This is a genomic window from Mariniradius sediminis, assembly GCF_021491425.1.
GTDB lineage: Bacteria > Bacteroidota > Bacteroidia > Cytophagales > Cyclobacteriaceae > Mariniradius > Mariniradius saccharolyticus.
The window spans coordinates 99,633-119,356 of sequence record NZ_JAKEVZ010000010.1 but is presented as its reverse complement, the minus strand read 5'-3'; the positions used below and the strand labels follow the sequence as shown (position 1 = coordinate 119,356).

The 19,724-nt window shown below is 46.8% G+C and carries 19 protein-coding genes; 9 read left to right on the top strand and 10 right to left on the bottom strand.

Annotation, left to right across the window (positions count from 1 at the left end):
• The first annotated feature begins 16 nt into the window (after positions 1-16).
• Positions 17-1,372 carry a DEAD/DEAH box helicase gene (locus L0U89_RS13820; protein ID WP_234862057.1) on the top strand — a complete coding sequence of 452 codons (1,356 nt, stop codon included), beginning with the start codon at positions 17-19 and terminating at the stop codon, positions 1,370-1,372.
• A 23-nt stretch (positions 1,373-1,395) separates the two neighbouring features.
• Here the strand turns inward: L0U89_RS13820 and L0U89_RS13815 are convergent, their stop codons facing one another.
• On the bottom strand, positions 1,396-2,625 hold the full coding sequence (locus L0U89_RS13815; protein ID WP_234862056.1) for a serine hydrolase domain-containing protein: 1,230 nt from the start codon (positions 2,623-2,625) through the stop codon (positions 1,396-1,398).
• Between the two features lie 159 nt (positions 2,626-2,784).
• Here L0U89_RS13815 and L0U89_RS13810 point away from each other — a divergent pair, with 159 nt between their 5' ends.
• Positions 2,785-4,035 carry an NAD(P)/FAD-dependent oxidoreductase gene (locus L0U89_RS13810; protein WP_234862107.1) on the top strand — a complete coding sequence of 417 codons (1,251 nt, stop codon included), beginning with the start codon at positions 2,785-2,787 and terminating at the stop codon, positions 4,033-4,035.
• A 1-nt stretch (position 4,036) separates the two neighbouring features.
• Positions 4,037-5,422, top strand: a complete 1,386-nt coding sequence (locus tag L0U89_RS13805; protein WP_234862055.1) for a Rossmann-fold NAD(P)-binding domain-containing protein — start codon at positions 4,037-4,039, stop codon at positions 5,420-5,422.
• Here L0U89_RS13805 and ggt read toward each other — a convergent pair.
• The 3 genes from ggt to L0U89_RS13790 form a co-directional block, all read right to left on the bottom strand.
• Positions 5,419-7,125, bottom strand: a complete 1,707-nt coding sequence (gene ggt, locus L0U89_RS13800) for a gamma-glutamyltransferase (RefSeq protein ID WP_234862054.1) — start codon at positions 7,123-7,125, stop codon at positions 5,419-5,421. The two genes, L0U89_RS13805 and ggt, sit on opposite strands and share 4 nt — an antisense overlap.
• A 1-nt stretch (position 7,126) precedes the next feature.
• A complete protein-coding gene (locus L0U89_RS13795; RefSeq protein ID WP_234862053.1) occupies positions 7,127-9,481 on the bottom strand; it encodes a S9 family peptidase in 2,355 nt (784 codons plus the stop codon).
• A 90-nt stretch (positions 9,482-9,571) separates the two neighbouring features.
• Positions 9,572-9,904 (bottom strand): Hpt domain-containing protein, encoded by a 333-nt coding sequence (locus L0U89_RS13790; RefSeq protein WP_234862052.1) that lies wholly within the window; start codon positions 9,902-9,904, stop codon positions 9,572-9,574.
• Between the two features lie 217 nt (positions 9,905-10,121).
• On the opposite strand from L0U89_RS13790, the gene L0U89_RS13785 reads away from it, so the two are divergent.
• From L0U89_RS13785 to L0U89_RS13775, 3 genes are read left to right on the top strand one after another with little or no spacing between them, the layout of a single operon-like run.
• A complete protein-coding gene (locus L0U89_RS13785) occupies positions 10,122-10,280 on the top strand; it encodes a hypothetical protein (RefSeq protein WP_008630465.1) in 159 nt (52 codons plus the stop codon).
• Positions 10,277-10,756: a DUF2452 domain-containing protein gene (locus L0U89_RS13780; RefSeq protein WP_234862051.1), complete on the top strand. Its 480-nt coding sequence runs from the start codon at positions 10,277-10,279 to the stop codon at positions 10,754-10,756. The genes L0U89_RS13785 and L0U89_RS13780 overlap by 4 nt, the downstream gene beginning before the upstream one ends.
• A complete protein-coding gene (locus tag L0U89_RS13775) occupies positions 10,737-11,384 on the top strand; it encodes a DUF7255 family protein (protein WP_234862050.1) in 648 nt (215 codons plus the stop codon). The genes L0U89_RS13780 and L0U89_RS13775 overlap by 20 nt, the downstream gene beginning before the upstream one ends.
• Positions 11,385-11,403: 19 nt before the next feature.
• Here the strand turns inward: L0U89_RS13775 and L0U89_RS13770 are convergent, their stop codons facing one another.
• Together L0U89_RS13770 and L0U89_RS13765 are read right to left on the bottom strand one after the other, a co-directional pair.
• Positions 11,404-12,021, bottom strand: a complete 618-nt coding sequence (locus tag L0U89_RS13770; protein ID WP_234862049.1) for a deoxynucleoside kinase — start codon at positions 12,019-12,021, stop codon at positions 11,404-11,406.
• A gap of 38 nt (positions 12,022-12,059) precedes the next feature.
• Positions 12,060-12,953: a 3-hydroxybutyryl-CoA dehydrogenase gene (locus tag L0U89_RS13765; RefSeq protein ID WP_234862048.1), complete on the bottom strand. Its 894-nt coding sequence runs from the start codon at positions 12,951-12,953 to the stop codon at positions 12,060-12,062.
• Positions 12,954-13,102: 149 nt separating this feature from the next.
• Between L0U89_RS13765 and L0U89_RS13760 the strand changes: the two genes are divergently transcribed.
• Positions 13,103-13,930 (top strand): CvfB family protein, encoded by an 828-nt coding sequence (locus tag L0U89_RS13760; protein ID WP_234862047.1) that lies wholly within the window; start codon positions 13,103-13,105, stop codon positions 13,928-13,930.
• Here the strand turns inward: L0U89_RS13760 and L0U89_RS13755 are convergent.
• The gene (locus L0U89_RS13755) at positions 13,927-14,286 is read right to left on the bottom strand and encodes an arsenate reductase family protein (protein WP_234862046.1); all 360 of its coding nucleotides are present in this window, start codon (positions 14,284-14,286) and stop codon (positions 13,927-13,929) included. The genes L0U89_RS13760 and L0U89_RS13755 overlap by 4 nt on opposite strands.
• A gap of 103 nt (positions 14,287-14,389) precedes the next feature.
• Between L0U89_RS13755 and L0U89_RS13750 the strand changes: the two genes are divergently transcribed.
• Positions 14,390-14,881 (top strand): YkgJ family cysteine cluster protein, encoded by a 492-nt coding sequence (locus L0U89_RS13750; protein ID WP_008630472.1) that lies wholly within the window; start codon positions 14,390-14,392, stop codon positions 14,879-14,881.
• Between the two features lie 49 nt (positions 14,882-14,930).
• Complete coding sequence (locus tag L0U89_RS13745) at positions 14,931-15,857, top strand: ROK family protein (RefSeq protein ID WP_234862045.1); 927 nt, start codon at positions 14,931-14,933, stop codon at positions 15,855-15,857.
• 57 nt (positions 15,858-15,914) lie between these two features.
• Here L0U89_RS13745 and L0U89_RS13740 read toward each other — a convergent pair whose 3' ends face one another.
• The 3 genes from L0U89_RS13740 to L0U89_RS13730 form a co-directional block, all read right to left on the bottom strand.
• Positions 15,915-16,400, bottom strand: coding sequence for a hypothetical protein (locus L0U89_RS13740; protein WP_234862044.1), 486 nt, complete (start codon positions 16,398-16,400; stop codon positions 15,915-15,917).
• A gap of 63 nt (positions 16,401-16,463) precedes the next feature.
• Positions 16,464-17,069, bottom strand: a complete 606-nt coding sequence (locus L0U89_RS13735) for a hypothetical protein (RefSeq protein ID WP_008630475.1) — start codon at positions 17,067-17,069, stop codon at positions 16,464-16,466.
• Between the two features lie 19 nt (positions 17,070-17,088).
• Positions 17,089-19,392: a TonB-dependent receptor gene (locus L0U89_RS13730; protein ID WP_234862043.1), complete on the bottom strand. Its 2,304-nt coding sequence runs from the start codon at positions 19,390-19,392 to the stop codon at positions 17,089-17,091.
• Between the last annotated feature and the right edge of the window lie 332 nt (positions 19,393-19,724).

Sequence of the window (19,724 nt, the reverse complement as noted above, 5' to 3'; positions counted from 1 at the left end):
AATATAATGATAGATTTTGAAATTTACCGATTTTAGTTTTGAATCCAGCCTACAGGAAGGCTTGGATTCGATGGGTTTTGATCGCCCTACACCCATCCAAGAGTCCGCGATTCCATTGATACAGCAAGGAAAAGACGTAATCGCTTGCGCCCAGACCGGAACGGGAAAGACCGCCGCGTTCATTTTGCCGATTCTTGACAAGATCACCCGCAGCGGAAACAGCGGTCTGAATACGCTCATTTTGGCGCCTACACGCGAATTGGCAATCCAAATAGATCAACAGATCCAAGGATTCGCCTATTTTCTTGGGATTTCCTCCATTCCAGTGTATGGTGGTGGTGACGGCATCGCTTGGGAGCAGCAGAAGAAGGCCTTGGAGTTTGGCGCTGAAATTATTGTGGCTACTCCGGGACGACTTATCGCCTTGCTGGCGGGAGGAAAGATAAACTTCGAGAGTCTGGAGCATTTGGTACTGGATGAGGCGGACAGAATGTTGGACATGGGTTTTTCGGATGATATCTTGAAGATCGTCAACTATCTACCCAAGAATCGCCAAACAGTCATGTTTTCCGCGACGATGCCACCAAAAATCAGACAGTTTGCAAAGCAACTTTTGAACGAACCGGAAGAGATCAGCATCGCTATAGGAAAGACGGCATCTGGGGTGACCCAAGCTGCTTACATGGTTTTTGAGTCGCAGAAGGAAGCTTTGATCCGTGATATTCTCACCCGAAAAAGCTACGAGGCAGTGATCATTTTTGCCTCTACCAAAGAAAAGGTCAAGTCGATTTTCAAGCTGTTGAAAAAGGACTTTGAGGTGGAAGCATTTCATTCTGACCTTGAGCAAGTTGAGCGGGAGAAGATCATGTCCAGATTTAAAAACAGATCGCTCAAAATCCTAATCGGTACGGATATTATCTCGCGTGGGATAGATGTCACGGGCATCGAATTGGTAGTCAATTTTGACACACCAAACGATCCGGAGGATTACGTACACCGCGTGGGTAGGACTGCAAGGGCAGATGCGAAAGGTGAGGCCATTACATTTATCAGTGACAAGGATCAGTACAAGTTTGTCAGGATTGAGAAACTGATTGGCATGGAAATCGAGAAGTTGCCGCTGCCGGAGGGATTTGGTGATGGGCCTGCGTACAAAGGTGCACAACCTGCCAAATCGCACCAGCCATCTAATAGGGGTCCTAAGGAGGGAAAGAAAAAGCCCTTCGGAAAAAAGAAAAAACCTGGAAACAAACCCAGGCCTATTCAGGAGGGTGTCGTTGCCGCACCAAAGCCCAGTCAAACTCCCGCCCCAGCATCACAGGGTGATTCTAAATACTCGAAAAGAAAGAATGTGCTCGGTGGGGAAGGTTGATCAAAACCAATAGTCGGAGAAGATTATTTCTTGGGTAGGCTTTCCAAAACCATCCTGACCAATTCGGCTTTTTGGTCGTTTTTGATCCAGCGGCTCACAATCACGAGGTCGTTTTCCTCATCCACATAGACCATATTTGTCCCTGCCCCCAAATGGAAAAAAGCAGTTTCCGGTGCGGCAGGGATTTCTTTTTTGTCCGTATTTAGAAAATAATTCATGAATCCATAATTCGGCTGTACAGACGTCGGCGTGCGGGACAATCTGATCCAAGACTCTGAAATCACCTGTTGACCGTTCCATTTCCCTTTTCTCAGGGTCAGGTATCCGAATCGGGCTTGGTCATAGGCCGAAATGAAAAGTCCTCCGCCCCAATGTGAGCCTCCACTCACGGATTGCATGATTTGACCATCCAAAATCACGAATGAGTTTCCATAACCCGTCCACCTCCAGGTCGGGCTAGCGCCGATTTTGTCCATCAATTCTTCCTTCAAAACCACAGGAAGCGGCTTTCTCCACACCTGCAAAGCTGCCAAGGCCAAGACATTGACGCGGGTGTCGTTGTATTTGTACACGGTTCCGGGTTCATTTCGAGGTCGCGTAAGCCAATCTTTGCTACTGCCTTGCGGACGGTCTGCCCAGTCGGGTTTGCCCCAAAGCGTTCCTTCCCAATCGGAAGTCTGGCGCAGAAGATGCTCCCAGGTAATTTTCCTGTTGTGTTCACCCGCAAATAGGTCAAATACATCTTCTTCCATCAGGTGGTCAGCTTTGTTTTGGAAAGCTCTGTTAGGATCATAAGGGACGATTGGACCCATATACGGATGCACAAGGTCCTTTTCGCTTGCAATCAGTTTTCTATCGACGGCCAATCCCACCGTAGTGGAGAGAAAACTCTTCGCCACACTGAAAGTCAGGTCAACCCGATTTGGATCGCCCCATTTTGCGATCACGTATCCTTTGTAGATCACGAGACCATTTGCTGCACCGCGGTCTTTCATAGGTCCGACCGGAAAACCAAAAGGCTCCCTGCCAAAGGCACTCTGGTAATGGGCCAGTTTTAGATTTTTGCTTTCTTCACTCTCCTGCGCAACGGCGAAATCCACTGCAGCCTGTAGTCTCGCTGCATCGACGCCCATTTCTGTGGGTTTCTTCTCCCCCCAAGATCCCGAAGGTGGGAAATACGCGGATTGGCCGATGACTTCCTGGCTGATTTGGAGGGATAAAACAAAAAGGATGGTTTTGAATACCGGTCTCATGGTGATTTTTTGAGAAAATTAAGGGGAAATCACTCAGGGTGATCGGAATATTACAGGACTTGCAACCTGCCATGGCGATTGGCTTGAAATCAGTGAAATAATTGGCCTAGAAAACAATTTTTATGGAAATTGGTCATATTACAAACAGGACTCATCACGATGAAGGAAGCAAACATTGTAATCATTGGTGCGGGGATTTCCGGATTGGTTGCGGCATATGAGCTGGAACTTGCTGGATATTCGCCCACTATTTTGGAAGCCTCCGACGGTGTTGGAGGACGGGTAAGGACAGATAAAGTGGCCGGTTTCTTACTGGATAGGGGTTTTCAGGTTTTGCTCACTGCTTATCCGGAAGCTCAGCGCTATTTGGACTATGATGCTCTCAAGCTGCGCAATTTTGAGTCAGGCGCCATGATTTTCAAGCCTGGGGATATCTACATCGTTCAAGACCCTATCAGGAACCCGCTCCAGGCGCTGACCATGGCATTCTCCAAAGTAGGTACGGTGATGGATAAGATTCGGATTTGGAACCTGACCAACAAGCTCAAGAAGATGTCTGATGAGGAGATTTTCTCCGAGCCATCGATGAGTACAATGGATTTTTTGAAGAAGTATGGATTCTCAGACCGCATCATTGAGAATTTCTTCGCGCCGTTTTTCAAAGGAATTTTTCTTGAAAACGAGTTGCAGACGTCTTCCAGGATGTTCAAGTTTGTCTTCAAAATGTTTTCCATCGGCCACGCGGCCGTTCCTGAAAATGGGATGCAGCAGATCCCCAACCAATTGCTGGGAAAGCTGAAGAAGACGAGGCTGCGTTTCAATACAGCGGTAAAGTGTATCGAATCCGATGGCATTTTGTTGTCAAATGGAGAAAAACTCCCCGCTGACAAGGTGATCGTAGCCTGTCAGCCAGATCGCGTACTGCCCCAATTGAGTGGTCAGGGCAGTGAATACCACCGTGTCATCAATATTTACTTCAGCTTGGAAAAATCATTTGTCGGAAAACCGATTATCGGATTGATTCCAGACAAGGATTTTCTGATCAACAACTTTGTCTTCCTTACCGATGTCTCCAAGGCCTACAGCCAAACTGGAAAAGCTTTGCTTTCGGTCAGCATCACCAAAGATGTCGCGGCGGACGATCATCTCATCAAGCTCGTTCAAATCGAATTGGAGGCACTCACAGGAATCAACGCGGCGTATTTCATTCCTGTAAAAACCTATGAAATCGAGGAGGCACTTCCGCGGGTAGATGAGCTGAAATACAATCTACTTCCAACGCAAACCAAGGTACATGACCATGTTTATTTGGCGGGCGACTATTTGCTCTATGGTTCGCTCAACGCTGCGATGTTATCGGGACGCAGGGCTGCCGAGGCGGTGATTTTGGCACTCCAACCCACTTTTTGATTTGAAGCCGACTGTAGCCATAGCGGGTGCCGGGGGATATGTAGGCCGATGGTTCATCGATCGGTTCAAGGACCGCTACCGTATCGTTGCGCTTAGCCGTTCGGATGTGGCGGTGTCGGTTGACAGCGAGGTAGAGTGGAGAAAGGTGGAGATGTTTTCGATCACCTCAACCTCGGAGGCGCTGCAAGGGGTGGATTTTGCGCTGTACCTGATCCATTCGATGGGCGCCACTACCCGTCTCAACCAAGGAAGTTTTGAGGATACAGACCTATTGCTCGCAGACAATTTTGTCCGGGCAGCCGAAATCAACCAACTGAAGCAAATCATTTATCTGGGAGGCATCATTCCTGAAGGCAAGAAAGAGGAGGATCTTTCGGCCCACTTGCGTTCAAGATTGGAGGTCGAAAAAACCCTGGGAAGCAGATCAGTGCCAATGACCGCAGTACGTGCGGGAATAATCGTTGGTCCGGGTGGCTCTTCGTTCAGCATGATCCAAAAGCTTGTCCAAAAGTTGCCCATCATGGTCTGTCCAAGTTGGACAGGCTCAAAAACCCAAGCCATTTCACTTCAAAACACCCTTGACATACTCCAATGTTGCCTTGGGAATCCAAGAGCATTTGGAAAAATCTATGAAATCGGTAGCCCCGAGGTGCTCACTTACAAATCCATGTTACAGCAAACCGCGGATGTGTTGGGGAAAAAGCGCTTCATATTTTCAGTGCCCTTCCTGAGCGTCGGTTTTTCGAAGCTTTGGGTTGGCTATTTTGGAGAAAGTCCGGCAAAGTTGGTCGCACCGCTGATCGAAAGCCTCAAACACGACATGCTTGTCGCCGCGAAGTATCGGTTTGACTTGAAAGAAATCGCTTATGATAGCTATTCTGAGAGCGTGCGGTATGCCTTGGCATTCGAAAACGACATCCCAAAGCTTCCGAGATTCAAAAAGAACGAGCGCATTCAGAATACCGTCCGCAGCATCCAAAGACTTCCCAATACCCGCCACCAAAGCGCACTATGGATCGCCAATAGGTACAAAGTTTGGCTGCCGACCTTTTTCCGGTTTTTGATAAGGGCTGAGGAAAACAGTAGGGGAGACTTGGGGTTCTTTCTTGCCTATGGGAAAAAGCCCATGCTCCAACTCACCTGGATTCCGGACCGCAGCGACATTAAGAGACAGCTTTTTTACATTTCAGGCGGTTGGCTTGTCAAACGCTTCGATTATGGATGGCTGGAGTTCAGGGAAGTATTGGGTGGGAAATACGTGATTTCGGCGATCCACGAGTTTGTACCCAGGCTGCCTTGGTTTGTCTATATCCTCACACAGGCCAAAATCCACCTATGGGTGATGAGGAGTTTTAGAAAGTACCTCGAGCAGTACAAGGGAAGCTAATAACCGGCCGCCTTGTCGTCCCCACGACGATCCGCGCCTCCTTCCATTCGGCCATTTGGAAGCAACAGGATAGCGTCGACTTTTCCTATGATGGGGCTGTTGCCTTCATTGATGAGGTAACCCTTGGACTTCAATGCTGCCAATACCTCGGGAGAAAATCCCTCCGGTTCAAAATTAATCAGGTCAGGTAGCCATTGGTGGTGGAATCTTGGGGCATTGACCGCTTCCTGCATGGTCATATCAAATTCGATGACGTTCAGGATTGTTTGTAGCACCGAAGTGATGATCGTCGACCCGCCGGGCGTTCCAACAACCATAAATAGTTTTTCGTCTTTTTCCACAATCGTCGGTGTCATGGAGCTTAGCATGCGTTTCCCTGGTGCGATACTGTTTGCCTCGGCGCCGATCAACCCGAACATGTTGGGCACGCCTGCTTTTGCGCTGAAATCATCCATCTCGTTGTTCAGGAAAAAGCCCAATTCCTCGCTGTACAATTTGGATCCAAAGGCTCCGTTGAGAGTCGTTGTCACAGAGACGGCATTGCCAAATGGGTCCACGATGGAGTAGTGGGTCGTTTCGTCGCTTTCGACAAATTGGATATTGCCTGCGGAGACTTCCGAGGAAAGAGTAGCCTTATCTGGATTGAAAGTAGACATTCTTTCCTGGAGGTATTCGTTTGAGATCAAGTCGGAAACCGGGATTTCCACAAAATCGGGATCGCCCAAAAAGTAATTTCGGTCGGCATAGGCCCGGCGTTCGGCTTCTGTCAGCACCTGGACATATTCTGGCGAATTGTGTCCCATCGAACTCAGATCAAATCGCTCGAGCATACCCAGTATCTGGGCCAAGGTGACACCGCCACTGCTTGGTGGCGCCATAGATATGACCCTATGGCCTTTGTAGTTGAATATGATTGGTTCCCTCCATTTGGCCTCGTATTGCGCCAAATCCTCCATCGTGATGATGCCGCCTTTTTCTGCGAGAAAACTAACCAATGCTTGGGCGGTTTGGCCTCTGTAAAACTCATCTTTTCCGTTGGAGGCAATACGTCTCAGCGTCTCTGCAAATGCAGGGTATTTGATCGTGTCGCCGGCTTGAAATTCCCTTGCAAATGTCGATTCCGGACCGTTGACTTTGATGATCGCTGGACGGCTGTTGGCGAAACTGCGTGCCTGATTCTCCGTGACGACGACTCCTTTCTCTGCCAGTTTGATCACCGGATCGATGATATCGGCAAATGGAATACTTCCAAATTTTTCATGAACCGCAAAAATGCCAGCTACAGTTCCTGGCACACCCACCGCAAGCGCTCCGAGTGTGCTTAATTCCGGAACCACGTTTCCTTCCTCATCCAAGTACATGTCGCGATGTGCAGCGAATGGGGCCTTTTCCCGGTAATCCAATGATCCGATCGAGCCATCGGCTTGACGGTAAACCATGAATCCGCCTCCTCCGATATTTCCCGCAAAAGGGAATGCAACCGCCAAGGCCAATTCGGTTGCGACCATCGCGTCGAAGGCATTTCCACCTTTTTGCATGATTTCCATGCCTATTTGAGAAGCCTCGATACGGGCGGATACCACCATTCCCTTCTCGGTAATAAGGCCGCGATTCGCTTCTTGGGGGTCCTTTTGTACGGTACAAAAGGAAAGCGACAGAAGAAGGAATACCGCTGTGAACTTTAGGAAGAGGGCTTTTCTCATGTTATTTCAAAAGCGTATCGTTGAAGAGTTTGAGGATCCTTTTGTACTCGTCTGTCCAGCTGCTAGGCTCCACAAATCCATGGTCCTCAACTGGATAAATTGCCATTTCCCAATTGTCTTTTTCCAATTCGATAAGTCGCTGCGCGAGCCGAACAACATCCTGAAAATGCACATTGACATCCACCATTCCATGTGCGATCAAAAGATTTCCCTTCAATCCTTCTGCAAAATAAATCGGAGAGGACCTTCGATAGGCAATTGGGTCATTGAATGGCTCGTTGAGAATGTTGGAAGTATACCCGTGGTTGTAATGTGCCCAATCCGTCACAGAACGCAGTGCGGCACCGGACTTGAAGGTATCCGAAGCGGTAAATAATGCCATCAGGGTAATAAATCCACCGTAACTGCCCCCGTAAATGCCGACTTTGCCCGGATTGACGCCGTGATTTTGGACAAGAAACTTCGCTCCATCGACCTGGTCTGAAAGGTCTTTTCCACCCATATGCCTATAGATTCCCGTTCTCCAATCCCTTCCGTATCCCGCGCTGCCACGGTAGTCGATATCGAGGACGGTGTAGCCCATATCGGCCAACAGGTTGTGGAACATGTATTCACGGAAATAGCTTGACCACCATTTGTGCACGTTTTGCAGGTACCCGGCACCGTGGACAAAAACTACTGCCGCGCCGTTTTTCTTTGCAGGATCGGGGGTGTAGAGCCTGGCCGGGACATCAGCCCCGTCAGCTGCCTTGAAAGTCACCAAAGCCGGATCGCGCCATGGATAGGCCTTGAATTCCTCGCTTTGACCAAATGTGATTTGTTTGGGCTGGGATTTGGGTGTGTTTGCTTGGATGAAAAGCTCCCAAGGCTTGTTGCTGTAGGAATATAGAATCGCCAGGTTTTTCTCATCAGGTGAAAGACTTACTTCATTGTTGCCCGTCATCGTGGTGAGTTTTTCCATTTTCCCACCCATCAATGGCATCATATAAAAATGCCTTTCACCGGGATGTACCTCTGAAGTCGTTAGGTACCAGTATTTCCCATTCTTCGAGATAAACGGGTCAAAGACTTCAAATTTCCCTGCGGTGAGGGCTTTCTTTTCACCCGTTTCGACGTTGAGAATGTACAAATGGGAGTATCCGGATTGCTCAGACTGGAAATAAACATGCTTGTTGTCAGGAAGCCATCCCAAAGTGCCTCCGCCAAAACCACCAATTCCAGGTCCGGCTACCCAAGCCTCGTCCCGCTGCCTGTCAAGGGATTTCAATCTGCCCTCAGCCAAGTCTATCAGTGCAATCCAACGATCCTTATTGTCAATCGCACGGATGTTGACCACGGCATATTTTCCGTCTCTGGAAAATACAGGCGCGCCAAATGTCACTTTTCGCTCCTTCGGTTCCCAGGTTTTTTCCGGATAGTCTTTCACATAATCTGGTAGGTCGGTAATCCCCGGCAGGTCCGCTACTCCTACCATATAGGCTGTGTCCTTCTTCAGGTCATATACCGCCAATTCAAGCGTGGGAGGGTTGTCTCCAACTTTGCTTCGGGTGGGCAGGTTGACAGTGTATCCTGAGGCGTCGACGTAGTCAGGGACGATTGTGGATTTGTTTTCCGCCCGGGTGAATAACAATATTGTCGCGAAATTTTCATCCGGTGAAAGCTGTAGATTTGAAATAGCCTTGGATCCTATATAGAATGAATACGGCTCTTTTTCCCGTGTTGCTTCTTGATAAGCCTTCGATTTAGCTTCTTTTTGCTCGCGTTCGTTGATTACCGAAAGCAAGGCAAGGTTGTCTTCTTTCAACCATTTTTCGCGGTCAGCCGCCCTATCTTCTTTGTCGCTGGTTTTGTTTCCAGATTGGATTCGTGTGAGACGTTGGAGCTTTCCGGATTGGATATCAAGGACGTAGAGATTGTTGCCTGACTCTAAGGAAACTCGATTTTCATTGGCCAAAAAATTGGGGTTTCCGATTCTCTCGCCCCACTTCAGCACACTTTGCTTGTTGCCCGTAACAAGGTCCAGGATCATTAACTCACCATTTTGGGAATAGATCCTTTTCGTTTTTGCATGATTATAACGTGCGTTCCTAGGCGTCAGCGACCGCTGTTCGGTAAGGCTGACTTTTTGGATATCGCTAGGATTTTGCAACGAGATTTTATACAGCGAGTCCGCTGGATTCCGATCGGGATTGTATCTGAAGTAAATCGTCTGACCCTTGTCATCCCACTGAATATCAGTCGGAAAAGTACCCATCCATTTTGGGTCCCGCATGATTTTCTCCACACTGAGTTGTTGGGAGTTTGCCGTAATAGAAACTGCAAACAAAAGGATGTGAAGTATCCAGATTCTCTTCATAAGGTTTGTCTTGATTCTTGGGAACAAATTTGGCCGATGATTGCGGAAGTAAAATATAAAAATGTAGAGAGGTTAAAAAATGATGTAGGTTCAGATGGAGGCAAGGAACGAACGGAGCTCGTTTTCAATGATTCCGATCTCGCGGGTCAATTCCTGGTAATGACCGAATGAATTTTCCAGGTCTCCTTCAATAGTTTCCAACAATTTCCTTGTCTGAATGGCACCGATATAACTGAGGCTTGGTTTTGCCTTGTGGCACTTTTTCTTGATAGTAGCCCAATCTGACGTGTCATAGAGAGATTCCATGTGCTTCAGCTCTTGAAGATTCGTGTCCAAAATAATCTGAATCATTTCCTCCAACATCTCCTTGTCATCGTCTCCAAAATACTGAAAAATTGTTTGTGGGCTAATTAGCTGATACATAAAGTGTTAAATATCTGAATAATGTATATAACATTCAAATTTATGTATTTCAAAGGAATATTCTTTTGTTTCACGAGTTTTTTTTGAAATCATTCTTTGCATGGCAGTTTCACTGTTTGAAGTAAAGGCAGATTTGCCACAAGATGTCTTTCTGAAAGTTACGGATTCGCTATTTTTACACCCACAAACAACTGGCTGATCGATCAGTTATAGCTGTATGAAAAAGAATAAAGTCATCTTTTTGATTTTGGCGATCGTATTCCTTTTGGGCATGGTCCTCATCGGGCTGGATATATCCAGAAGGACCACCTTTCCTGGTTCAAAAGGAAATTTGAAAGAAAGAATAGCACCTTCTGATTCCATTCCAGTCAAATGAAACCAATAAAAATCGACATTGAAAGCATTGACTTGGATCGGATGAAGGAAAAAACCACCGATCAGCCCGGGCTTTTGCCCTATGCCCACCATGCTGGAAGCGGTATCATCAAGCCGGAGGATAAGGGTAAAATCACAGGAAGGGCCGTGGCGGCGATGCATTCCCAAACCGAAATGCAGATGGGTCAGATTTACCAACAAATGCAACTGTTGGCGGAGCAAGCAAAAATGATCCAAAAACGGGTGGAGATTTCCGAACGTATCTACCGCACCTCCATTTCTTTCGAGCCCCTGATCAACCACCATTATTTTTTGTATGAAAAGGAGGACGGAACGGACTTTATGAGCATGGTTTCGCCGGAAGAGTGGGGAAGAAAGAAAAGATTTGCGAAATTTATTGCAGAGGTCAAGCTGCTGGCTGACCATACTTGGGATATTATCCGAAAAGGACCTACTGATGCATCAACTGAAAGTTGACAATCTTCTTGAAGTCCTCCAAGAGGCGAATTTAAAATTGGACTACCAATTCAGGGTGGAAGTTCATGCACAATACATTCGTGAAAAAGAGCAAAACCTACTTCGAGATGTCCTCGATTTGCTTGGAGGAAAGGGAGATGTCCCAATATTGGATACACTGAAATTTGACTTCAAAATCGGCCGCCAAGTATTCGTGTATGATGATGAAGCCCACTTCAATCGATATCGGTTAAATACTTTTAAATCAGATATTTATAATATTTTCTCATTTCCTTGGGTGGAGGCTTACAAGCGCCTTTGCCGTAATCATGAAAAGGATTGTCTGAAAACTGGCATGCAAGAGCGCTTATGGAACGGCCCGCCGATTGCAGCTAAGGTTTTTGGTAAAAGTGAGGACCCAGGTGATTTATCTGGCAATGGTTCCGCGGGCTGGAAGTTGAACGCCTACAATGATGTGCAGTATGATCTAGTAAGTCGCCTTCACGGATTTAAACTGGTGCGGATTCCTGTTTACGAAAACATCATGATCGGCGGCTCGCTCAAAAAAATCGATGACCTGCTTTTACATCCCAAAGAGGAATATCGAACAGGGATAAGAAATTGGTTTATAAGGAAAGTCCAGCAGTGACCTTTGTTGGCTCGTATTTTCACGCAAACAACCCAAAAATCTCCCGATCGACCCGCTGTACGATAGAGGAAAAGTCCTCAGGGAATTCCACAAAGTCCATTTGATTGACATCGACGATGAGGAGCTTCCCCTTGTCGTATCCACCGATCCAGTCCTCATAGTGGGCATTGAGGTTTTTGAGGTAGTCGATCCGAATTGCGTTTTCGTAGTGCCTTCCACGCTTTTCGATCTGTCCGACCAGTTTTGGGATATCGGCCTTAAGATAAATCAATAAATCCGGCGCTTTCACAAAATGGATCATCGAATCAAAAAGCGCCAGGTAGTTTTGGTAATCCCGATCGGAGATCAGTTTTGATTTATACAGATTTGCCGCGAAAATGTAAGCATCTTCATAAATCGTCCTATCTTGGATGACTGATTGACCACTTTCGCGGATGCGCTTGATCTGATTGAATCGGCTGTTGAGGAAAAAGACCTGCAGGTGGAAAGACCAGCGCTTCATGTCTTCATAGAAGTCCTCCAAGTAGGGATTGTTTTCCACGGCTTCCAATTCCGCCTGCCAGCCGTAGTGCTTGGCAAGCTTGATGGCGAGGGTTGTTTTTCCACTTCCGATGTTTCCGGATACCGCAATATGCATGATTCTCTAATTTCTTGACTTGGGTGTAATTGATAACACTATCTTTTGACAAAGCGCGGGGACACCACCAAATCCTTGCTTCCCGCGGTATATTGGTAAAACCCTTCTCCGGTTTTGGCGCCTTTGAAGCCTGCTTCCACCATATTCACCAACAGCGGGCAAGGGGCGTATTTTGGATTGCCAAATCCCTCATGCAGTACCCTCAGGATGGAAAGGCACACATCCAAGCCTATAAAATCTGCTAGTTGTAAAGGACCCATTGGATGTGCCATGCCGAGTTTCATCACGGTGTCGATTTCCGTGACACCCGCTACTCCTTCGTAAAGCGTGTAAATCGCCTCGTTGATCATCGGCATCAGAATCCTGTTGGCAACGAATCCTGGATAATCATTAACCTCTACCGGTACCTTTTCGAGCTTTTGCGAAAGATCCATCACAGTTTTGGTGACCTCATCACTTGTCGCGTACCCTCGAATTACTTCTACGAGCCGCATCACGGGTACGGGGTTCATGAAGTGCATTCCGATGACCTTTTCGGGCCTTTTGGTTACCGCCGCGATTTTGGTGATGGAGATGGATGAAGTATTGCTCGCGAGAATGGCATGCGCTGGACTAGCTGCATCCAACTGTCTGAAGAGGTCTAGTTTGATGGACATGTTTTCTGTCGCCGCTTCGACGACGAGATCCGCATTGGAAACACCTTCTGCCAAAACCGTGAAGGTTTTGATTCGACCCAGGGCGTCGACCTTTTGCTGTTCGCTCAGAAGGCTTTTGGCGACCTGACGGTCCAGATTTTTTGAAATGGTCTGGATCGCCTTTTCCAATGCTGCGGCATTGATGTCAATCAGGCTGACTTGGTATCCGTTTTGGGCAAAAACATGTGCGATTCCGTTGCCCATTGTCCCGGAACCAATTACCGAAATGTACTGCATAAAGATTTGGGTTTATATGATTGAGGATCAATAGCAAAGGCGAAAATTGACCCGACGTTTGCCTCTTTTTGGATTTCTGATGGCCAAATCTATACCGAATTGAAAGCAATTCCAACCTCCAAATCACTTAATTTGGCTACATTTGGCGCATGAAAGAACTAGGAAAAATCAGTTCGCTTGTCATCACGAGGTTTTCTCCCAATGGCGCCTATCTTGCGCTGCAGGAAGGTGGGGAAGTGCTGTTACCTAAGGGATATCTGCGGGGAGATGAAAAGGAGGGAGAGGAGATTGAGGTTTTTGTATACACTGACAGCGAAGATCGTCCCGTCGCAGTCACCCAGATGCCCAAGGCGCTATTGGATGAATTTGCCGTGATGGAAGTAAAGCAGGTGACGAAGTTTGGGGTTTTTGTGGATTGGGGATTGCCAAAGGATCTTTTTGTTCCCAATGCCGAGATTGGTCGTCGCATGGAAGAAGGACAAAAGCATTTGGTGCGGGTCTGCATGGACTTCCGTACCAATCGCCTCATAGGCTCAAATAAGTATGAGGACTTTATTTACAGGGATACACAGGGATTTGAGCCGGGTGACCAGGTCGATGTGCTGATTTTTGAACTTACTGATCTTGGATACAAGGCGCTGATAGAAGGAAGCTTCGAGGGATTGATTTATGCAAATGAGGTTTTCAAGCCTTTAAGAATCGGTGATGTGGTAAAGGCTTATGTCAAAAAGAGGAGGGATGACGGGAAGTTGGATATTCAGCTCACACCGATGGGAAGAGAGAAATATGAAGAAGGGGCTGAAAAAATCCTGGAAGTCTTAAAAGTCCGGAAATTTTTGCCCCTTCACGATAAATCATCCCCTGAGTCTATCAAAGAGTTGCTGGGAATGAGTAAAAAACACTTTAAACAGTCGATCGGTCAGTTGTACAAGGCAAAAATGATTCTTATCAAGGATGACGGAATCGAGCTTGTCTAATCCAACTCCAACAGGTTGTTGGGGGTAAGACAAAGCACCGCGCGTTCTCTCTTGATCGCTATCGGTGCCTTGAGCAAGTGCGGATTCCGGATCAGGATATTTAGCCATCCTTCGTCATCCCAAGTCCTCCCAGCTATCAGGTTTTGATAGTCGGGATGGGCACGGTTGAGAAGGTCCTTTGGCCTAAGATGTAATTTGTCAAGGATCGTCTGCCAACCTGTGCTTGTGATAGGTTCCTTTTCGATATTGATCTCATTGACATGATTCGAAACGGCCTTGGCGTAAGCCCTCATCTGTTTGTCCACCGAATGACTCGGATTGTAATACAGAAACAGTTCGTTGGGATGTGATTTCATAACTGTCTGATTTTAGGCTAGATAAGGTAGTAAATTTTGGTAGAAATACCAAGAATATTTGAGATTGAACATCATGTAATATCAGACTGAATAGATTTTATCCATGATTGACTTGGAATTATTTAGGCAAAAAAGCAGCAGTGAGTATCCCGGAAACAGGAAGTTGGTAGCGAAACTCAAGCTACTGAAGGGAAAACAACTGGATGGGAAATTTGCAGAAGCCCATGAGAAAAAGTTTCAAAAGATCGATTGCCTCACCTGTGCGAACTGCTGCAAAACGACCAGTCCGATTTTTCTACAGACTGACATAGAGCGCCTCGCCAGGGTGTTTGGAATGAAACCTTCCGAGTTCATTGATGCCTATCTGCACCGGGACGAGGTGGGGGACTATGTGTTGAATTCATCCCCTTGTCCGTTTTTGAATGCCGACAATACCTGTTTGGTGTATGCTGAAAGACCAAAAGCCTGTAGGGAATACCCTCACACCAATCGAAAAAACATGCACGGCATCCTGAATCTAACGCTCAGGAATACATTGGTTTGTCCAGCAGTGTTTGAAATATTTCAGGACTTTGGTAGTCAATATGGAAAGTAAATGCAATCTCTTTCTTATTTTAGGGCGCAAAACCTATTAAATAATAACCATGGATAAAGGAGAACAGCACTTTTTGGGTGTGGATGTCGGTGGGACCCATCTAAAGATTGGTTTGGTTTCGAAAAAGGGAGAGATTATTTCCTTTGAGAAAATTGATACCGCTCCCTATCGCGATGATAAGGCGGGTTTCAGCAACCGCTTTACTGAGGGAATGGGCAGTATTTTGGCCAAATACCCAGAAGTGAAAAAGGTCGGAATCGGCCTCCCAGGCCTCATCAGTAAAAACAGGACTACTACACTTGAAATCCCCGCAATTCCCGACTTGAATGGATTCAATCTCAAAGGTGCGCTCAAAGAAAAGTATCCAAATATCTCATTTTACCTCGAAAATGACGCCGCTGCCGCGGCAATAGGAGAATACAGATTTGGGAAGAATAATCCGCCTGACGACTTTTTGTTCATCACCATGGGGACAGGCATCGGTTCTGCTTTGGTGTTGGATGGAGAGATATTCAAAGGTGCGCGCGGAAATGCTTTGGAAATGGGCCACATGCTTTCCCGGGGAAACGAAGGCCTCGAAAAGCTGATCGGCAGAAACGGAATCCTTCGTATCATGGAGCGGTTTATCCAAGGCTATCCTAGACTCGCGGGTGACTTGCGGGACAAGGAATTGGGAACGCACCTTTTGGTGGACACCGCCAAGGCGGGCAATGAGGTATCGCTGATGGTTTTTGAGGAAGTCGGCAGGATTTTGGGTGAAGCCATCGTCTCAACGATCCGAGTTTTGGATGTGACAAATGTCTATTTTGGAGGGGGGATCTCCGCAGGGTTGGAATTCATGATGCCATCCTTGGACAAGACAGTCAGGCAATATTTGACACCTTATTATGTGAAAGATCTTAACTTGATGAAAGCGACGTTGGAGAATAATGCCGGTACGCTCGGAGCAGCTGCCTTGTGTTTCATGGAAGATTAATGGATTTCAAACTAGAAATAAAAAAGGCTGTCCAAACGATTGGGCAGCCTTTTTCATTTATTGCTTGGAGGTGCTTGCACTATCGCTTTCCATCACCTCAGGCGTCAAAAGCCTTTTGAATTTCCCGTGAATAAGGACCATTTCTTCATACAGTACCTTTTGGTAGTCCAAGTGCTCCGCGTCACTGAAAGGTTTGCTAGGATTATGGACATGGTATTTTCGCTCCTTGTGCCCTTCGTGTGCCTCACCATGTTCGTGGTCATGCCCTTCATGGTCATCATGGGAATGTTCATAGCCCGGCACCTCAATGATGTCCTTATCCCAAGTCTTGAGCTGGTCCTTTAGCTCTGAATAGTCGATGCCAGCTTCCTTTACCTGCTTTTCGAGCTCAAGAATCTCTTCACGTAGGTCTAGTGATTTCTGGTGGTAATCATTGGCTTCGGCATAGATTTCAGGATTTCCTTCGATCTTTTTTTCTTGGCTACAAGCCGCCATGATTCCCGCAGAAAGTAGCAGTAGAAAGGGTTTCTTAAACTTTTCCATTTTATTTTTTTTGTCAAGTTAAAAAAAGGCTGTCTTTTATAAAAACAGCCCTTGTGAATTAGGTTAGTTCAGCACCAATGGAAATGAGATGTCAAGATCCGTTTCGCCTCCCGCCTGGGTAAAATTCTGCCAGTGCGGATTGTTTGCGCCAGGGAAATTTTTGTCCAAGTCGTGTCTCAGGATCAACCGGAAAGTGGCGTTGTTGAATCCCGGCGTGGGGATAAGCGTAACCGCTCCGAGTAGTCCGACAGGATTACCATTGGCATCCTCGTCACCGTAAGTGTATGCACCAACAGGTGATCCCACAAAGGCTGTACCTAGGAAATAGAATTGGTGTTCTTCTTTTTCTTCTTCAATCTCCTCGGTGATGTCCTCATTGGCGATTCCGTTGAATAGGCTGATTTCCAGACGATAGGTTTTGCCCTTTGTCAAATTAATCGTACCGATCGTAGGTGCAGAACCACTTTCCAAGCCTTGCGGATCAGATGCCTTCACTTCGAACGGAGTACCAAGGCCTGCCACTGGATCGACTTCAGTGAATCTCAGGGTAACCTCCGTGATTACTTCACCTTCGTTTTCTTCTTCTGGATCTTCGCTTTTGCAGGAGGAAAACACCATCATTGCGGTGAATGACAATAATAGGATAAAGGCTAGATTTGCTTTTTTCATTGTATTAGTTGATTTGGTTTTAAAATTCAAAATTGATTTTCAGGAGTATATTCCTCCCGATTTCATGGGAGAAGTATCGGAAACGGTTCATGTAGTCTCGATAAGAAACGTCAAAGAGATTGTTGACCTGTAGTCCGAGTGTCAGGTTGTTTTTGCCGGCCTGAAATCCCGTCTGTGCGGCAATGTTCCAAAGGCTATAGGCGGGTGGGGTAGGGGCAAAGTCAAAGTCTGGCACACGGGTTTGCTCCGCTACCAGGAGATTACTGATCGAGATGCGGCTTTCCTTTCTCCGTTTATGTTGGGGAAGGAGAAAACCCAAACCAGATTCGATTCGATCTGAAGGGATAAAGGGAAAGTAAGTATCTGACTCAAGATTCTTTGCCCTGACGATTGAGCCACGGGTAAACACCTCCCATTTTGGCATGAATGTCCAATTCAGGTTCAAATCGGTTCCCAAAAAACGGGCATCCGCCTGTAGGTATTCGAAGACATTGAAGGTCCCCCTAAGAGAAACAAATTGCTCGTCCCTTGGACTGAGATAAATGTAATCACGAATTTGCTGCGCGTATCCGGTAAGTTCGACGACAAGGTTTTTATCAGTGTATTGAAGCGTGTTGATCCATTTCAATGATTTTTCGGAAACCAAATCCGGATTCCCAATCTCTACAGCTGCAAGCCCGTGGTGAAGACCTTGGCTGAAGAGTTCGTTCACGTTGGGCGCGCGCCAAGCAGAGGCCAAGTTGGAATTGAATGTAATGTTTCTGGACAGGGCATACAGTCCGCCGAGAAATGCCGAGAAGTTCTCGAATCGCAGGTCACTCTCCTGCAATTCACCTCTGACAATCCGGGCAGTTTCCAGCCACCTTCTATCGTACCGTAGGCCTCCTTCGACTTCCAATGGCCCTTTGGTAAATTTTTGGATTGCAAAGGCCCCCAGATTGACCATGTCATAATTGGGAATCAAAGGCACTACGCCAGTGCCGGGAATATTTGAATTAGCCTGTTGGATAACTTGAAGTCCAGCGGAACCGCTCCAGTTTTTCCTGGTCTGATGGCTGATGAAAGCATCCAATGTGTTGGTGAAGAGCTCCAAGTCTAGCGATGGCCGTTCGTTTCTTTCACCTCTTCTTCTATCAAATTCCTGCCGGTTGTTTCTTTGAAAAGCATACTGGACATTGATTTTCGCAGCAGGACTGAGGTGGAAGTGGCCCTTCAACTTCAGGATTTGATGGCTGACGTTTTGCTGGGGATTTCGGATCGAATAGGTGAAATCAGCCTCCCTAAACGGTCTCCCATTTTCAATGATGCTTTCCAAATCAGAAAGGTTGCCGGTATGTGCATCTGCCAAGATGCCTATGTTTGTTTGAAAATGGCTCACATAAGCCTCAGTGCCAAGTCTGTCATTGCTGTAACCGACCGCTCCAGAAAAATTCAATTCCCGAATACCTGTGTTGTCCAGCATATATTCCGGCGTATGCAAATTGCCTGCGACCCTACCGGAACCTTGTACACGGTAGCCTAATCCTCTGATCTTTTCAGAACCTCCGGAAATATATGCGGCTGTTGCAAGACCGCGACCGTTGGAAAAACCAACCAAATCGACCTCTCCTTTTTGTCCAGCGGAAACAGGCAAAGGTGCCGGATTTACCAGAATTACGCCTCCCATCGCATCCGGTCCAAAACGCACGGATTCAGCACCTTTGACGACTGTGATTTCTTTCGCGAGAAAAGGGTCAATTTCAGGTGCGTGTTCAGCGCCCCATTGTTGTCCTTCCAACCTTACTCCATTGTTGAGAATCAGTATCCTGTTGCTGTGCAAGCCATGGATCACGGGTTTTTGGATGGTAAAACCGGTGCTGTAGGAAGTCACCCCTGGTATTCGGCGAAGCGTTTCGCCCAAGCTTTCCCCCCGAGAGGCTTTCAAATCATCTCCCCTAAGTATGCCTAGTGTGTTGGCTGTCATCAAGGCTTCTTGGTGTCCATGGATATCCACACCTTCCAAATCGATATCCTCAGCCTGTAATCGAAAAGTGAGACTCAGGTTTCCATTGATTTCGATCTGCTCGAGATGCTCTTGATGGCCGATGTATTGTATTTTTACCCGATCTTTTTTTGCACAGAGGCCACCGATTCGGAAATTGCCCTGCACGTCAGTCACAGCACTGATTTCATGCTCAACCAACCAAACCAATGCGCCTTCTATCGGCTCATTATTTTCCAAATGGACGACTTTTCCCCGAAGTACATATTTGCAATCTACTTGCCCACTTGTCAGGAATGGAAGTAGGAATAGCAGTAGTATTGGGAAGAGTCGTAGGGTCATTTTTGAAACTGTGTTGCAAAAGTAGATCGGGGAGCGCGGGATTCCAAGAGCAAATGCAACTTTGTTTCAAAATACACCCAAGGATTGCTGTGAGGGCATGCACCTTTGGGGGTATCTCTGACGAATGTGTAAGGAGCTTATTTGGCGATTTGCTAAAGGAAAAAGGTGTATTCCTTTGCGATAGTTGAAAATAAAAAAGCTGTTCTTCCGGAACAGCCTTTTGACCAAACAAAACACAACATGAAGGGGTACAATTGGTGCCTGCCCCTCAATAGGCTCAAAAGCCACCTATCGGAAAACTAAAAGCAGGACTTGGGGGTAAGCGTGTTTCA

What these genes read in the sequence shown, in the direction of transcription:
- L0U89_RS13735 (WP_008630475.1), bottom strand. Translation starts at nt 17,069, where the DNA reads ATGAAAAAAGCAAATCTAGCCTTTATCCTATTATTGTCATTCACCGCA.
- L0U89_RS13795 (WP_234862053.1), bottom strand. Translation starts at nt 9,481, where the DNA reads ATGAAGAGAATCTGGATACTTCACATCCTTTTGTTTGCAGTTTCTATT.
- L0U89_RS13780 (WP_234862051.1), top strand. Translation starts at nt 10,277, where the DNA reads ATGAAACCAATAAAAATCGACATTGAAAGCATTGACTTGGATCGGATG.
- L0U89_RS13740 (WP_234862044.1), bottom strand. Translation starts at nt 16,400, where the DNA reads ATGGAAAAGTTTAAGAAACCCTTTCTACTGCTACTTTCTGCGGGAATC.
- L0U89_RS13770 (WP_234862049.1), bottom strand. Translation starts at nt 12,021, where the DNA reads ATGCATATTGCGGTATCCGGAAACATCGGAAGTGGAAAAACAACCCTC.
- L0U89_RS13730 (WP_234862043.1), bottom strand. Translation starts at nt 19,392, where the DNA reads ATGACCCTACGACTCTTCCCAATACTACTGCTATTCCTACTTCCATTC.
- L0U89_RS13775 (WP_234862050.1), top strand. Translation starts at nt 10,737, where the DNA reads ATGCATCAACTGAAAGTTGACAATCTTCTTGAAGTCCTCCAAGAGGCG.
- L0U89_RS13745 (WP_234862045.1), top strand. Translation starts at nt 14,931, where the DNA reads ATGGATAAAGGAGAACAGCACTTTTTGGGTGTGGATGTCGGTGGGACC.
- L0U89_RS13760 (WP_234862047.1), top strand. Translation starts at nt 13,103, where the DNA reads ATGAAAGAACTAGGAAAAATCAGTTCGCTTGTCATCACGAGGTTTTCT.
- L0U89_RS13790 (WP_234862052.1), bottom strand. Translation starts at nt 9,904, where the DNA reads ATGTATCAGCTAATTAGCCCACAAACAATTTTTCAGTATTTTGGAGAC.
- ggt (WP_234862054.1), bottom strand. Translation starts at nt 7,125, where the DNA reads ATGAGAAAAGCCCTCTTCCTAAAGTTCACAGCGGTATTCCTTCTTCTG.
- L0U89_RS13810 (WP_234862107.1), top strand. Translation starts at nt 2,785, where the DNA reads ATGAAGGAAGCAAACATTGTAATCATTGGTGCGGGGATTTCCGGATTG.
- L0U89_RS13765 (WP_234862048.1), bottom strand. Translation starts at nt 12,953, where the DNA reads ATGCAGTACATTTCGGTAATTGGTTCCGGGACAATGGGCAACGGAATC.
- L0U89_RS13815 (WP_234862056.1), bottom strand. Translation starts at nt 2,625, where the DNA reads ATGAGACCGGTATTCAAAACCATCCTTTTTGTTTTATCCCTCCAAATC.
- L0U89_RS13785 (WP_008630465.1), top strand. Translation starts at nt 10,122, where the DNA reads ATGAAAAAGAATAAAGTCATCTTTTTGATTTTGGCGATCGTATTCCTT.
- L0U89_RS13755 (WP_234862046.1), bottom strand. Translation starts at nt 14,286, where the DNA reads ATGAAATCACATCCCAACGAACTGTTTCTGTATTACAATCCGAGTCAT.
- L0U89_RS13750 (WP_008630472.1), top strand. Translation starts at nt 14,390, where the DNA reads ATGATTGACTTGGAATTATTTAGGCAAAAAAGCAGCAGTGAGTATCCC.